The sequence below is a fragment of the Kitasatospora albolonga genome, assembly GCF_039535905.1.
In the GTDB taxonomy this organism is placed as follows: Bacteria; Actinomycetota; Actinomycetes; order Streptomycetales; family Streptomycetaceae; genus Kitasatospora; species Kitasatospora albolonga.
In genome coordinates this window covers 93,073-108,572 of record NZ_BAAAYB010000021.1, presented here as the reverse complement: position 1 = coordinate 108,572, position 15,500 = coordinate 93,073, and the positions used below count along the sequence as shown (strand labels likewise).

Here is a 15,500-nt window from a genome sequence, read left to right as displayed (position 1 = left end):
GCGTTTGGTTTTGGTGCTTGTTGGGAAATGGGGGGGGGGGGGGATAGGGCATAAACAGGGGGGTGGAGCGGAGGGGGGGGGTGGGTCGGGGTGGGCCAGCTGGCGGCGTTCCGTCGGTCGTGCAGACCACGAGCCGGCGGGCCGCATGATCTACGGTCACCGGGGACAGGCGGCCCTGGGCTGCGTGTCCCACCGTGCGGAGGTGTATCGCTGGTCGGTCGCGACGCGGGGCCGCGGTCCCCGCCAGGGCTACGGCGTGATGCACGGACAACCTGCGGCAGAGCGGGGATGGACTCCCCCCGGCCGCGGCTGTCGGTCAAGGCGTCCGTTCTAACCGCCGGGAAGCGCTGGCGGGGGGGGAAGCGGGCGAAGACCCTATCTCGCTTCGGGGCCTAACTACCAGACGGAACGCCCCGGGGTTAGCCTGGGGCCGGGGCCGTGACGCCGTGGGTGCAAGTTCCGTGCCGCCCCGAACGGGGAAGGCCCGCGCCGCATCCTCTGCCTGACGGACGCGGGGTGGCCCGTGTCCGGACAAGGAGACGGATGGACCGGCGCCTCGCCCTGGCCGAGCGTACGGCCGTATTCGGAAGAATGCCGGCCATCGGGCGGCGTTCTGGCCCCTCGGGCGGCGGGGCGGTGGAGCCCGCGTCCCGGGGGGCGGGTCCCGATGACCGCGCCGGACGCCGACCCCGGCCTGGCCGACGGCGTGTCTTCGAGGAGTCAAAAACGACGCGCTGCTGTTCTCCACTCCGTCGCCTACCGCCTCTCGGGCAGGCGGACGGGGATCCGACGCCGAGGACGCGGGTGCAGGAACTGAAGCCTGGCTCAAGTGTGTCCGCCGCGGACCGCGTCGGCAAGGTGGCCGAACCGCGAAGGACCACCTGACGGGCGGATCGGTGTGCCCAACGTGGCGCTGGAGCGCTGGCGTTTTCGCCCGGCTACAAGCGGAGCTGTACGTGGTCCACGTGGCTCCGGGACGCGATCCTCACAGCCGAGGGGGACGGCCGCGTGACGAGGTGGCCGTGGTTGGAACGCGCGGAGAGTCGGTGTCGACGGCGCTGCTTGTGGTGCTGGAGACGCTCAGCCCTCTGGAGCGCGGCGGTGTTCGTGCTGCGGGAAGGCGTTTTCGTGGGCTTCGGCCACGCCGGGATCGCCGGAGGCGTTCGAGCGCTCGGAGACGGCGGTAACTGGCAGGCCAAAGCGCACCGGGTCCCGCGCAGCGATGTAAGAGCCCGCCGCCCCCGCTGTCACCGCGGACCGGTCGCGCAGAGGCGCGAGGGTCCAACGGAGGCGGTTTCCTCGCCAGCCACGGGCCGGCGGGGATCGTCACGCGCTGATGAGAGCTGCTCTCACGGACGTCGCCCCCTGTGACAACGGACGGCGGGGCAAGGTTCCGCCGAGGCGCTGCTGCCCGGTGAGGGGCGCGGAGACTGTCGCCGCCTGTCGCGGCCCTCGTCCGCGTCACCTACCAGTTGTGGACCCGGCGGACGTGCCCCCCGGGGCCGTCCTCCGCGGGGAGGTGAACGGCGTGCCGGGCGGTGGTGTTCCACGCGCCGGATCGCGGTGATCGCCACGCTCAAACCTCGACTTTGGTCGCGCGGACGGGGGCCGATCACGGCCCTGGCACACGTGGCAACCCGGGACAAGGCTCCGGCGGGCGTGTCGCCGAGGGCACCGCGTAACGACGTGGGTGCACGGGCGCGATGAGGCGGGCCGGGCTAACCGTAGACGACCGTGACCGGCGCGTGGTCCGACACAAGCGTTTCCGGGCGTGGGGGCCGCGCGCCTCCAACGTACGGGCCTTTAAGCGCGGCGGTCCGCGAGGGGGCCCCCCGGGAGGTCTCTGGTAGTTCGATCCTCCAACCGGGGTAGTCGTTGTCGAGGCCCGGGGGCCCACGGTAACGGTACCACGACCAAGTGTCCGGCCCCGTTCCACCTCGGATGCAAAGCTAGAGCGCCCGCACCACGTCGACGTAGCCTGCTGGCCGTCGGCCGGGTCGAGGCAGGACGCGGAGAGCCACGTCTGGCCCGCTCCTCGGGCAGGAAGCCGAGGACCGGAGTTCTCTTGGTGGTTGCCGCTCCAGTTCTTGGGTCGGGCCTCTCGTGTGCGCGATGTTTCCGAGTTCCGCCGCAGACGGAACGGACCTCGTCGTGGCCCTACTTGGGCACAAGGTCGGGATTCTGCGGCCGAAGCAAAAAATTGGCCAATGCTCCGTCGCACGTTGGTATCGCTTCTCCTCCTATTGTTGCTATCACGCTTTGCGGTCATTTTACAGCGTAGCGTGAACGCGCTCGGTACGGCAGGTTAGTGCTGTTTGGCGTCTCGGGCTGTCTTGCATGACATCTCCCACTCATGGCTAGACTTGCGCTTCTCTGATTGCTGACTGCTGATCCCGTTCCTCTATTTCTGGATATTATTTTGATTGAGCGCCTGCGTCGATTGCATGGGAACTCGTGCACAGGGTCCGCAATACCAGTGCTCCTCGCTGTCCGGGAGTCTGCGGGAACGGCTGGTATGTGTGTTACATAGAGAGATTAGATGTGTATATTTCCGGCCGTTTCGTGTGCTCCACAGCTCTTGCGTCGCGACTAGTCCGGCTGTTTACTACTTCTTGTCGATGGCGAATTCACTCGGGCTCCCGACCGTTTCCGCAGCTGCGCCGGCCCTCGTCCCTTACTCCTGGAGGCACAGCACACGGCGGAGTTCCGGCGAGCCACTCAAACTCACGAAGCCCTTCTTGTCGGGCGGGCCGCGGAGTCCATTGACGTTGACAGAGTCACAGTGAGCACCTAGGTCACGTATACGAACACGCGCAGGTGCCGGGCATGTTTTAAAGGCGGTAATCGTCTGGAAATTCCCTCCCGGTCCCCTAACGAGACCACCGCCGACGTCCGAAAGGGTAAGGCTGACGCAGCCGTCCAGGCCGTGTACACATCCGCTACGGGCGACGCCTGCCCGGCGGGAACTCCACCCCCATAGTGACCCGCCGCTGTGTACTTCCCGTCCGCGCCCTTGAACGGCACCTCACGCCTGATCGAGCCTGACGACGGAGATGCCTCTCAGCGTGCCCCGTGCCTGCCGGCGCGCTGGCGTCGTCCAGGGTGACGGCCCAACTGGGGGGAGGGGGACAAAAGAGTCCGGGGACGGGGGAGGAGGGGGGGGCGACGCCGGAGCAGTGTAAGGCGCATGTACTTCGTCGTGGAGATGCCGGGCGGCAGGGGGGGCGTCGGCACGGGGCCCATCCTCGCCGCCCTGGAGGGGACGGCACCGGCGCCGCCGCCTTAGGCGTCCGCAGATGGGTCCCTGTAGACCGTCACGACAAGGGAAGCAGCCGGAGGCCATCGCACCTGCGTACCACCTCAGCGGCCTACGAGCCCGTGGCGAGGGAAGTTCGGCTAGCTAGCCGCTTCCACGAGACCAGACCGCGTGGCTAGGACGCGAGTACTTGTAGGTCCGCCGGGAAGTACAAGCTCCCCCTGTGCGCGATTGAGTTCCGTGGGGCCACTGTGTTGGAGATGGCGACCAGGGCTTCGCGCCGGGAATCAGGGGAAAAGGCGGCAGACGCGCGCACAAGTCGAAGCCCCCCCCCCCCCGTCCGGTGAACCCGGCCGGGGCTTCGTTGCGTGGACACTGAGGGGATTTGAAGCCCTGGCCCCCTCTATGCGAACGTAGGTGCCTACGGGGGGACTGGCTCCACACAAGGTCCCTTGCAACGAGTGAAACTTTAAGCATCCCGATCGTGGTGCTCAAAAATCGGCGGTTGGGCCGGGTGCTACTCGTTCGCGGCCTTTGGGGCGGTCGCCGTCCTCGTACGTGTGGTCGAACAGCGGGTGCGTCGCCGGCGTCGCTGGGCGTGCCCGGCTGGGCCGGTGCATGGTCTGGCACGGCGGCGTCGGAGCGTGGTGCCGTCGTTCTCTGGTCCCGGTCGGTCGGCCGGGCGCGGCGGGGTGCTCCTGCTCCTCGGCCGCCGCCCGCCCTCTTCCTCGGGCCGGTACGGCTTGCTGGAAACTGGCGGATCGTTCCAGGTGTCGGACGGGGCCCGAGGTCGGACGTCGCGCGTGTTGCGGCGCGCGGGGCGGGGTTTGTTTTTCACTCTGGGCCTGGTGCTACTTACGTGTGGTGTCTAGCGGTGGACGCTGGGGGACCGGGTCGCAGCCATGTCACCAGCCCTGACCGGCCGCCGGCTGCGCCTCTGCGCTGCTGTGTCGAGCGGGCCCACATCGGGCGGTGGTCCGGTCTGGCTCGACCATCGCGCGCCGGTCCGCCGCGAGTCGCGGACAGGCGGGGTCGGTGTCGGCACCGGCTTCCGGTCCCTCCAGGTTTCCCGGGTCCGGGTCGGACTCGTCGCCGGGCCGGGAGCGGAGAAGAGGGGTGGGATTCGCGCAGGGGAGGAGAGACGGGGGGCCGCGGTCCGTCGGCCATTCGCCTGGCGGCGGTCCCATAGGGCTGGGTTAGGCGAACCGCGGCGCTCGGGACGCAGGTAAGAAGGCGATGTATGCGCTGAGCAGCACGGGCGGGATCATCGCCCGGCGCCCCAGAGGAACGCCCCAGCCCGCCGCGGCGGCCGACGACCAAGCAGCCGAGCGTGAAGGCGATGAACAGCATCGTGGGATGGGTGGGCGGCCGACGGCGCCGCGAGGAACCTTCGAGCAGCCGGCGCGCTGCGCGGCGTGCCTGGTCCGCTGCGGTCCCGGCGGCGGCGTCCGGGGGAGCGGCGCGCGGCGGGGGGAACGCCGGGCGCCTGGCGCGGCGGGGAGCCGCGGCAAGCGGGCCCGGTTCCCCTCGGTCGGCGGGCCGCTCCCTCACGCGGGGCGGCCTCCTCCGGCCCAGCTGCGGGTTTCTGCGCGCGCTCAGGCGATGCGATAAGAGGTGGTGCTGCTAGTACCCGCCCGTTCGCCGTGGGGCGGTGACCCGTCCGTGCGCGGCCCGGCTACCGGTGCCCACTCCTCGAGGGCGGGGTCGGTACGGGGAGCCTGGGTCTGGCGACGGGTCTGGGACACGGTGCGAAGGTCCCGGACGTCCCACCAATGTCGGTGATGCGCGATCCGGGTCGTGACGCCCTGGGCTCCCCCTCGCGCGGAGCGCAGCCCTCATCCTTGGCGTACCGGCGCTCCTGCCCGCGCCGTCCGGACAGCAGGTCTGAATGGCGGTGCTGAAGGTTTCGTCGGACGTGCCTCGTTCAGGCTCGTCCTGCCTACGAGCCACATCGCAACCGAAGTAGGCGGGCCCAGGCAAGGCCCCTCGACAATGACTGAGCGTAGATAGGGGCCGCTGCTGCTCTACGAGTCTCACAGGGGCCGTAGAGGGGTTTTTGCACGAGGCATAGGCCAATCTGGGCCGGTGTGGTCCGCACGAATCTGGGGCTGATATTTCGAACTTTTCTTGTGATGGATGCGATCAGGGGACAGTCGCCGGATCCCGGTAATTGCCGTTCCGTTCGGTCATCCCGCTCATTAAGAAAACAATTCAACGTGTATTCCAATTACCGGGGCCGTGCGGAATGTCCGCGGATCGCGGGAGGGCTGGTCCGCGTCGGGCAGTCTCGCGGGTCCGGGGGAGCTCCTTTTGCGCGCAGGGTGCGGCGCTAGCTGGAGGGAAGATACACCGGTCGGGGACGTCCTGGGCCGTGGAGGGGGGGGCTGTGAGTGCGAACAGACAGATGGTCAACCGAGGGCGGGGGCCACGCGCCGGTCATAGTGTTGAGATAGCGCGAGGACGCATGCCCTTCCTCACGGAATCCGAGTGTTTCTCCATCGACCCCTGGCTAGCGGCCTCCGGGGGCGCTCGTTCTCTTAGGGGCGTAATGCAGGACCAGACTCGATGCGGTGCAGTCCGACGGCGCGGAAACAGTGGTCCACGACCATCGCCGACGGACGTGGGCAGCCACGCCCCGGCCGGCCGAGCGGACCGGCCTCGTCCACCCAGTAGCGCTTGTGGCCCCGAGCACACGAACCCCAGGTGATCCCGTTGGCCTGCACCGTCACTCCCGATCCAGGCGCCCCTGGTACTTGGCGATGACGACGGCAGCATGACGGCCGCGCGTTGGGCCCGTCGGGGAGTCGCAGGTGGCGGGACTCACTGCCTGTACGGTGTGGGGCGGTGTTTGACGGGTCCGCTGGGCGTGGGCGGCGGGATGGTCGCCTCCCGAGGGCGAGCTAGTCGCGGTTGCGGACCGGTTTCACCTCGCGCCAGGCCTGGTTCTGGTCGGGCGCATCTTTATCGGGCCGGAGGACGATGTCGGCCCTTCCCTCAGCTCCACGGGCCGTACGGCGTGTTTCAGCGCGCAACCCCCGCGGCGCGTCGCGGCGTCCCGGGACGGGGGTGTCCCCCCGCGGCAGCTGGTTCCACCGCTTGCCTCGCAGCGCTCCAGGACGCGGGAGGCCGGTCTACCCCAGCCGCTGGACCGGGGCAGGTTGACGATCAGCAGTGGGCGCCCAAAGGCGACGCCCGTGATGCTCGTGAGAGGGGGCAAAAGGGGCGGGGTGGGGCACCGGTGTCCCGGCCAAGGGTACGCGCGCGAGATGGCCTCCGCGTGCCGGGGGACGCTGTGTCGGCGGTCGATCACGCGGCGGTTTGCCTCGGTTGGGGGTGCGGCGGGTGGTGCGAGATGCGGGTGCCGCTGGGGGAAAAGAGTGGTGACGACGAGCGTCCCGTAAACACCTGCGTCGCCGGCCCGCGCGGGCCCCAGGGGGCGGCTCTCCACGGGGTCGCGCGTCGGGAACCACCTGCGGGCCGTCGACGGCGAAGGCCGAAGGCGCCTTTCAGGCCGTCGGCGATCAGCGGGGCCGTCACTTGTCGACTTCGATATGGGTCGCCGTGTCCCGCTGGGGGTCGGTAGATAGGCAGACCGGGGCGGCCCTGTTTGATCGTTTGTACGATGTGGACCTGTGACCACGAGCTTGCGTGTTAGCCTGTCCGATGTTGGATTTTGCTGTGCGTGCGAGCCGCGCAATTCATACAGTTGGTAACTACGTGGCGATCCTTGGCCGATCGGGTTTCGCTTTCTGTGTAGCTGTCGTTGTGTATTTGGTTTGGTTTCTGTATTTTGACCGGGCTCCAGTCGCCCGACTTGCCCGCCCGTCTTTCTCCTCCACCGCCAACCCGCACCGTCCGTGATTACCCCCCAATCGCTTGAGGTCGTCCGCCTTGACCATGGGTGTCTGATGCGGTGAGCGCTGGCCACATGGACCGCGGTGGAGGTCTTCCATCTTCGGACGCCCGTGCGTCCGTCGTCCGTAGACTGTTCGGCCTTCGATCTCCACGGCTTCTGTTCCGCGAGCTACGACATTTCCGCATTTTCACCACCGGAGACCAGCGCCAGGGGGGTGACACAGCGGGATCAGGTCGGGGTGCGTTTGGAGCGGCAGCCATGAATGCCCGGCGACTGCGCGCGGTAGGCGAGCGCGTCGCCCTATGGGGCACGGCCCCTCGCCGCGGAGACTCGATCACAGCGGGGCGCGACGTGATGCAACGCGGCCGGTGGCGCGTGCGGGTGCGGGCGGTGACGTCCCTTGGCGACACGTCTACCATGCGGCCGGGGCCCGTCGTCGATGTGGGTCAGAACGTGGACTGGTCCGTCGGTGGGTGCCGGGGTGTCCCCCCGGGATTGGCCACGGTTCATGATCGTGTGGCGCTCCCGGGTCCTCTCTGGGTGGGGGGGGGGCCCTTCGCGGTGCGGGGTTCGCGGGGCACTGCTGTGGCGGACACACGGGTATAAGTCCGCGGGGGGGCAACGGGCGTGCTCAGCCGAGTGCAGGAACCACCCCTCGACCTCGGTGCCGGGCGCCTACGTCCTCGACGTCCCGGGGACACGACGATCGCGTTTCCGCCTGCGCGAGGGCGGGGGTGTTGGGGGGGGTGGGCGGAAGACCAGAATGAGATGCGAAATAAATCCAGGCGCCAGGGGGGTCCGTGGCCGCAGGAGGGGGGGGGCGGCCGGAAAGCGGGGCGCCGACGAGTCGTGTGAACGACTCATTTTTCCGGTCGGCGTAGCCGCCGCGCAGGAACTACTGGCGCGTGTGCTGCGGTGTCCCCGTTCGTCGGCGAGGGTCAGGAGCCGGCCTTCTCCGCGCTCAGTTCGGGGCGCGGACGCGCGGCCGGTGGACGTCCTGGGAGGACCCATCAGGTGCGGGGGATGGCGGGGGCGGACGACAGCTCGGAGGGAGACTGTAGGAGGAGGGACCCCGGGTTGCCGGCGGGGAGGCAGAGAGCGAGACGGGGGTGTGGGGGCGGAGGGGTGGGGTGGGAAAAGGCGGGGGGGTGTGGGTGGGTCTTGGGGGGGGGGGATGGTTGGTCGGGGGGGGCCGAATGGAGGCCGAAGGGGCGCGCCCGTGGCCGAAGCCCTGGCGGCGGGCTGCTTCTGTTAGTTGGCTTGCCCCGGTCCTGGCAATAGAATGGCGAGGAGCGATTGGGCGGAGGGAAGCCTGATGCGGACGGGGGGGAGGCGGGGGGCCCCCTTGAACCGCGGGGGAAGGGACGCCAAACATGGTCCACAAAACTCCACAGAAGGGGGGGGGGGCTTCCAACACAGGAACGAATAACCGATTGCGCGCCAATCCACAGGCACAAAACTCCAACTCGCGCGCAGAAGGTCCACAACATATAGGCGTGGGCAGGGGCACCACCTGGCGGCAGCCCGAGGTCCGCGGGCTGGTCACCGCCGTTCCGGCCCACGCGACCTACTACGGCCTGGTCCACGCCGCGCTGGACCCGGACGGTCCGCCGGCCGGAACGGTGCTGGACCGGGCCGCCGTTGACGGCCTGTCACCGTACGCCCGGCTGGAGCTGCGCTACTACGCCGACCAGGCGCGGGCCCGCCACACCATCGAGCCGTACGCCGCACTGGTCGAACGGATCGAGCTGGTCACGCTGCCCGCGGCTGTGCGGGAGCGGGCGGTGCCGGACGGCGAGCCGCCGGTCTCCGTCCCGGACGCGTACGGCATCACGCACTCCAGCTACTACCTGACCGACTTCGGCCGGACCGCCCCACCGCTCTCCGCCGAGCGGCTGGCGGACGCGCGGGACCTGGTCCGGACGGTGCTGGAGCACTGCGTGCGGCGGAGCTGGTGGGACCTGGCGGCCGAACTGATGATGGCCCAGGTCTGCCTGGGGGAACGGCCGTTGGACACCCCGTGGGGCAGGGCCGCCCTCGACCTCCTGGTCCGGGCCCAGCGGCCGGACGGCGCGATCCCCGGACGCTCGGCCAACACCGCGGCGGCGCCGTCCGCCCCGGCGGACGAGTTCTTCGCGGCGGCGTACCACACCACCCTGGTCACCGCCCTGATGGTGCTGCTGGTCTCCTCGGCGGACGCCCCGGCGGTCGGTCCGGCGGTCGGTGCGGGAGCCGCCTCGTGAGCCGTCGCCGTCGATGGGTGCTGATCAGCCCCGAGTACACCCGGCTCTGGTTCGGCCAGGCGCTCTCCACCGTCGGGGACGCGGTGTTCTCCACCTCCCTGGTGCTCTGGGTGGCCACCGACCTGGCGGCGGGCCGCCCCTGGGCGCCGCAGGCGGTCAGCGGCGTGGTGCTGGCGACCAGCCTCTCCGTGCTGGTCGTCGGCCCGCTGGCGGGTGTCTTCGTCGACCGCTGGGACCGGCGGCGCACCATGCTCGGCACCGAGGTGCTGCGCGGCGGTCTGGCCGGCGTGCTCACCGCCGTCTCCTTCCTCCCGGCGGACGCCCTCCCGATCGGACTCTGGCTCGGCCTGATCTACCTGACGGTCGCGTCGCTCAACGCCGTCGGCCAGTTCTTCACCCCGGCCCGGATGTCCGTCATCGCCGACATGGTCACCGGGGAGGGCGACCGGGCCCGTGCGGCCGGAATCGCCCAGGCGACCGCCACCACCGCCTGGATCATCGGGCCGCCGCTGGCCGCGCCGCTGCTGTTCACCGTCGGCATCCAGTGGGCGCTGCTCTTCAACGCGCTGTCCTACGTGGTGTCCTGGTTCGCCGTCCGCTCGGTGCGCCCGGACCCCTCGACGGAACCCGCGCGGACCCGGCCGAAGGCCGAACGGCCGAGCCTCGTCCGGGACTTCGTGGACGGCCTGCAGTTCTACAGCGGCAACCGGTTCCTGGTCGCGCTGCTGCTGATGTCCGTGATCGGCCAGATCGGCGCGGGCGCGCTGAGCGCCCTGAACGTCTTCTTCGTCACCGACAACCTGCACGTCTCCGCCCAGCTGTACGGCTACCTCGGCACGGCGACCGGGATCGGCGGCATCCTCGGCGCGCTGGCCTCCGGCCGCGTGGTCGAGCGGATCGGGGCACGGCGCGCCGCCTGGGCCGCGCTGCTGGTGAGCGGCATCCTGCTGGTGGTGTACTCGCGGCAGAGCGCGTTCCTGCCCGCCATGGCCCTGCTCTTCGTCGTCGCGCTCCCGCTCACCGTGCTGAACAGCGCGCTCTCGCCGCTCCTGCTGGACGCCGCCCCGGCGGAGTTCCGGGCCCGGGTGATGGCGGTGTTCTACCCCGCCACGCGGCTCGCGTCGATGATCGGCGCGGTGCTCGCCGGCTGGATCGCCGGCACCGGACTGGACGGCTTCCGGGCCACGCTGCTCGGGATGCGGTTCGGGCCGATCGACACCGTCCTGGTGGCTGCCGGGATCGTGATCGTGCTCGCCGGGGTCTACGCCCGGAGCGCACTTCCCGTCCTGGACAGGGGAGATGGCGCCACGGCAGGTCCGAGCCCCGACCGGCCGCCCGAGGCCGCCGATGCCGTCGAGCCAACTGAGGCCGTCGAGGTCGCCGAGACCGCCGGGGTCGCCGAGACCGTCCAGGCCGTGGGTGCGGTCGAGGTCGGGGCGGAGGCCGAACCCCGGGCCGGGTCCGGGCGGAGGCCCGCTCCGGAGGGCAGGCCGTGACCTGCACCGGCTGCGGGTGGAGCGTCGCCGAGGCGGACCGCTTCTGCGCCGGGTGCGGCCGGCCGCTGACCGCCGGCCCGCAGCGCGAGACGCGTCGCAAGGTCTCCGCGCTCTTCCTCGACCTGGTGGACTCCACCGTCATGGCCGAACGGCTCGACCCGGAGCCGCTGCGCCGGGTGATGGACCGTTGGTTCGCCGGCTGCGTCGACGCCGTCGCCGAACACGGCGGTGCGGTCGAGAAGTTCATCGGCGATGCCGTCCTCGCCGTCTTCGGTGCCACCGAGGCCCACGAGGACGACGCGCTGCGGGCGGTGCGGGCCGGGGTCGGGGCGCTGACCGCCCTGGCCGAACTCACCGCCGAGCTCCGCGCCGAGTACCAGGTGGCACCGGAGGCGCGGGCCGGAGTCTGCACCGGTGACGTCGTGGTGCTCACCCGGGCCGGTGAGGACTTCCGCGTCATCGGTGACGCGGTCAACACCGCCGCCCGTCTCCAGACCGCCGCCCGTCCCGGCGAGGTGCTGGTCTGCGCCGACACCGCCGTGATGGTGCGCGGGCAGGTCGGCCTCGCGCCGGTCGCACCGCTCAGCTTGAAGGGCAAGGCGCGGCCGGTCCCCGCCTGGCGGGTCGGCGGTCCCGGGCCGACTGCCGGACCGTCCGCGCCGTGCGTCCCCTTCATCGGGCGGGAGGGCGAACTCTCGGTGCTGGAAGACGGTTTGCGGACGGCCCGGCAGCGGCGCCGGGTGCAGCTCGTCACCGTGGTCGGGGCACCGGGCATCGGCAAGTCCCGGCTGGTGCGGGAGTTCCTGGCCGGGCTCCCGGCGGACGAGGTGGCGGTACTCACCGGCCGCTGCTCCGCCTACGGAAGGGGCATCACCTTCCGGCCGCTCGCCGAGATGGTCGGCGCACTGCCCGGTGGCCTGCCGGCGCTGGCGCGGGCCGGGGCGCCTGACGGTCCGTCGGAGGCGCGGCGCGCGGCGCAGGTGCTCGACCTGGTGGAGAAGGGCGGTTGCACCGGCCTGGTCGGTGTTGAGGACATCACCTGGGCGACCGGCCGGCTGCTCGAAGTGCTCGGCCGCAGCCGCGCGGTGGTGATGCTCTGGGACGACCTGCACCGGTCCGAGCCGAGCCTGCTGGACCTCATCGAGGAGCTGGCGGTCCGGCTGCGGGACACCCCGGTCCTGCTGCTCTGCCTGGCCCGCCCCTCACTGCTGGAGCGCCGGGCCGGCTGGGGCGGAGGCCGGGCGGACACCACCGTCCTCGAACTCGGTCCGATGACGGAGAGTCAGACCACCGAACTCCTCGGCCACCTGGCGCTCCGCGAGGAGGTCCAGGCGCACCAGCTGCCGGTGGACTCCGGCCGGGTCGCCACGCTGTGCGACGGCAACCCGCTCTTCGCCGAGCAGCTGATGGACGTGCTCGCCGAGGGCGCCCCGGGTGCCCGGGTCCCGGTCGGCATCCAGGCCCTGCTGGGCGCCCGGCTCGACCAACTGTCGGAGAACGAACGGCGGTCGGTGGAGCTGGCGGCGGTCATCGGCCGTGAGTTCGGCCGTGCTCCGCTGGTGCTGATGGCCGAGGCGGAGGCCCTCACGGCCCCCGCCCTGGACGAGGCGACCGCCCGGCTGGTCCGGCGGCGGATCCTGGAGCGGGGCCCGGGCGGCAGCCTGCGCTTCGCCCAGGAGCTGATGCGCGACACCGCCTACGAGTTCACCCCCAAGGCGCGCCGCGAGCGTCGGCACGAGCTGCTGGCCCAGTGGTTCGCCGAGCAGCCGGAACCGGACCCGCTGGTGGTCGCGCACCACGTCGAGGCCGCCCACCGGCTGCGCCGGCAACTGCGGCCGGGCGACACCGGTCTGCCGGTGCTGGCGAGCGCGGCGGCGGACACCCTGACCGGCCAGGGCCGGCACGCCCTGGTCCGCCGGGACCTGCCGGCCGCCGTCCAACTCCTCTCACGTGCACGCGACTTGCTCTCCACCGGTGACCACCGCCACACCGCGCTCGCGCTACGCCTGTGCGATGCCGGGATCGCGCTCCGGGACGCGGAGCTGTGCAGCGCGGCCCTGGCCCGCGCCGCGGCCGCCGGGCCGGACGACCCGGCGGCCGCGGCCGTCCTGGCGATCCAGCGCGGGATCGTCGAGCTCCGGCTCGGCCTCGCCCCGAGCTCTGCGGCGGAGCCGGCCCTCGACCCCGGGGACCACCTCGGCTGGTGCCGCCTGCACCAACTCCGCTGCCACCGGCACCTGCTGGCAGAGCGCACCGGCGCTGCCGAGGCCGAGCTGCGGCTCGCGCTGGAGCGCGCCCGGGCGATGGCGGACGACGACGAGGAGGACCGACTGCTGGGCGCCGTCGGCGAGTTGGCGCGGCGTTCGCCCACCTCGGTGGCGGCCGGGCTCGCCCTCTGCGCGGAGCTGGGCGAGCGGTTCGCGGACGGTTGGGCCCTGCTCGTCCCGGTCCTGCTGACCAGGGCCCACCTGACGGCACTCGGCGGGGACCTCGACGCCGCCCGCCGCATCCTGGGCGACCTGCTGATCTCGGCCCGCGACAACCGCTCCGACCCGGGCGACGCGGCGGTGCTCGCGGCCGCCGGGTACGTCGAATCCCTGGCCGGGGCGCACCCGGTGGCCGAGGCCCGGTACCGGCAGAGCCTGGCCGCGCGGTACGCCGGTCCGCACGCCCCCGACGTCCGGGACGCCGAAGTGGCCCTCGCCCGGGCGCTGTTCGACCAGGGGCGGATCGCCGAGGCGGCGGCCTCCCTCCCGGAGGACGGAGCCGCCCCGCTCCGGGCCCTGATCGGCGCGGCCGCGCTGCGCGGCCGGATCGCCTCGGCGCTCGGCCGGCACGAGGAGGCGCTCGCCGCCGCCGACGCCGCGCGGGCCCTGGCCACCGGGGCGGACGACCCCTGCCTGGTCGGCGGAGTGCTCTTCGACCTGGCCGTCGTGCGGCGGGCGGCGGGCCGGGCGCAGCCCGCCCGGGACGCGGGTACGGCGGCCGTACGGGCCTTCGAGGCGAAGGGCGCCGTGCTGCCGGCCGACCGCGTCCGCGCGTGGCTGGGCGCCCTCGGAGGTCCGGATGTCTGAAGCCCTGCCGTCACCGCCTTGGCGCAGGCCGCCGCGCGACCAGTTCCCCGGCGTGCCCGCCTGGAGCATGCCCGTCACGACGGTGCCTCAGGAACCCTTCGACGTCAGCCCGTCGGGCCCCACCCCCGTCACCCGGGACTGGGCCTGGGGCGGCGCGGACGGCTCCGGCGTCCGGGTCTGCGTGCTCGACAGCGGAGTCGAGGCCGACCACCCTCTGATCGGCGGCCTCGACCGCGCCATGGACGTACGCCCGGACGGGTCGGGAGCGCTCACCGTCCACGCCGCCGACCCCGGCGAGCCCGGCGACACCGCCGGTCACGGCACCGCCTGCGCCAGCATCATCCGCGCCCTCGCCCCCGGCGCGGCGATCACCTCGGTCCGGGTCCTCGCCAACGGCCCGCACGGCGGGGGTGCGCACGGCAGCGGCGCGGCGCTGCTCACCGGTCTGAGCTGGGCCATCGACGAGGGCTACGACGTCATCAACACGAGCCTGTCGACCACCAAGCCCGAGTTCCGGGACGCGCTGCGCGACCTCGCGGACCGCGCCTACTTCCGACGCAGCGTCATCGTCGCGGCCGCCCACAACATGCCGGTGCGCAGCTACCCCTGGCTGTTCCCCTCGGTCATCTCGGTGGCGAGCCACGACGGTCCGGACCCGAGGTCGTTCTACTACAACCCCGCCCCGCCGGTGGAGTTCTACGCGAGGGGCGTCCGGGTCCCGGTGGCCGGGCTGGGCGGCGGGCGCCTGCTCTCCACCGGCAACAGCTTCGCCACCCCGCACATCGCCGGCATCTGTGCGCTCATCCTCGGCAAGCACCCCGCACTGACGCCGTTCCAGCTCAAATCCGTGCTGTACCTGACCGCCGAGAACGTGACCGCCATGTCCGCCGACGCCGACACCGCCGCCCGCGCCGACGCTCGCGCGGCCGCCCACACCGATGCCGAAGGGGGCCACCGTGCCGACCGAACCGCCCCGGACCGCTGACCTCCCGCAGCGCCGACTCCTCCAGTCCATCGTCGAGGTGGCCCGCAGCGTCTTCGGCGCCGCCGCCACCTCCGTGATGCTGATCGACCCGGACAACGGCGACCTGGTCTTCGAAGCCGTCGCCGGCGAGGGCGAGCACCACCTCGTGGGCACCCGCCTCCCCGGCGGCACCGGCATCGCCGGCTGGGCCGTCCTCTCCGGCCAACCCGTCGTCGTCGACGAGGTCACCGAGAGCCCCCTGTTCGCCCGCGCAGCAGCCGAGTCGACCGGCTACGTCCCCCGCACCATCATGGCCGCCCCCCTGATCTGCGACGGCGACCGCGTCGGCGTCCTCTCCGTCCTGGACCGCGACACCCACCCCCGCTGCGACCTCGGCGACCTCGGCTCCCTCGGCCTCCTGGCGACCGAGATGGCGACGGTCCTCGAACTCCTCACCCACCTCCGCACCCGCGACACCTTCGACCACCCCCTCCTCCAGCGCCTCGCCGAGCGCCTCCCCACGGCCTCCGACCACGTGAGCGCGACGGTCACCAAGCTCCTCCTGATGGCCGACGACCTGCTGGCCGCCGACGACCGCCCCTGACCGGTCC

At 71.8% G+C, this 15,500-nt stretch carries 5 protein-coding genes; all 5 read left to right on the top strand.

Annotated features, from left to right (window positions below):
* The first annotated feature begins 8,608 nt into the window (after positions 1-8,608).
* The 5 genes from ABD946_RS06055 to ABD946_RS06035 all read left to right on the top strand — a co-directional run bounded on the left by ABD946_RS06055 (position 8,609) and on the right by ABD946_RS06035 (position 15,493).
* Positions 8,609-9,355, top strand: coding sequence for a DUF6895 family protein (locus tag ABD946_RS06055; RefSeq protein WP_345280815.1), 747 nt, complete (start codon positions 8,609-8,611; stop codon positions 9,353-9,355).
* Entirely contained in the window at positions 9,352-10,851 is a 1,500-nt protein-coding gene (locus tag ABD946_RS06050) for an MFS transporter (RefSeq protein ID WP_345280813.1), read from the top strand. Before ABD946_RS06055 ends, ABD946_RS06050 begins: the two co-directional genes overlap by 4 nt.
* A complete protein-coding gene (locus ABD946_RS06045) occupies positions 10,848-13,925 on the top strand; it encodes an AAA family ATPase (protein WP_345280811.1) in 3,078 nt (1,025 codons plus the stop codon). The genes ABD946_RS06050 and ABD946_RS06045 overlap by 4 nt, the downstream gene beginning before the upstream one ends.
* An 82-nt stretch (positions 13,926-14,007) precedes the next feature.
* Complete coding sequence (locus ABD946_RS06040; RefSeq protein WP_345280809.1) at positions 14,008-14,910, top strand: S8 family serine peptidase; 903 nt, start codon at positions 14,008-14,010, stop codon at positions 14,908-14,910.
* The gene (locus ABD946_RS06035; RefSeq protein ID WP_345280807.1) at positions 14,882-15,493 is read left to right on the top strand and encodes a GAF domain-containing protein; all 612 of its coding nucleotides are present in this window, start codon (positions 14,882-14,884) and stop codon (positions 15,491-15,493) included. The genes ABD946_RS06040 and ABD946_RS06035 overlap by 29 nt, the downstream gene beginning before the upstream one ends.
* The last annotated feature ends 7 nt before the right edge of the window (positions 15,494-15,500 follow it).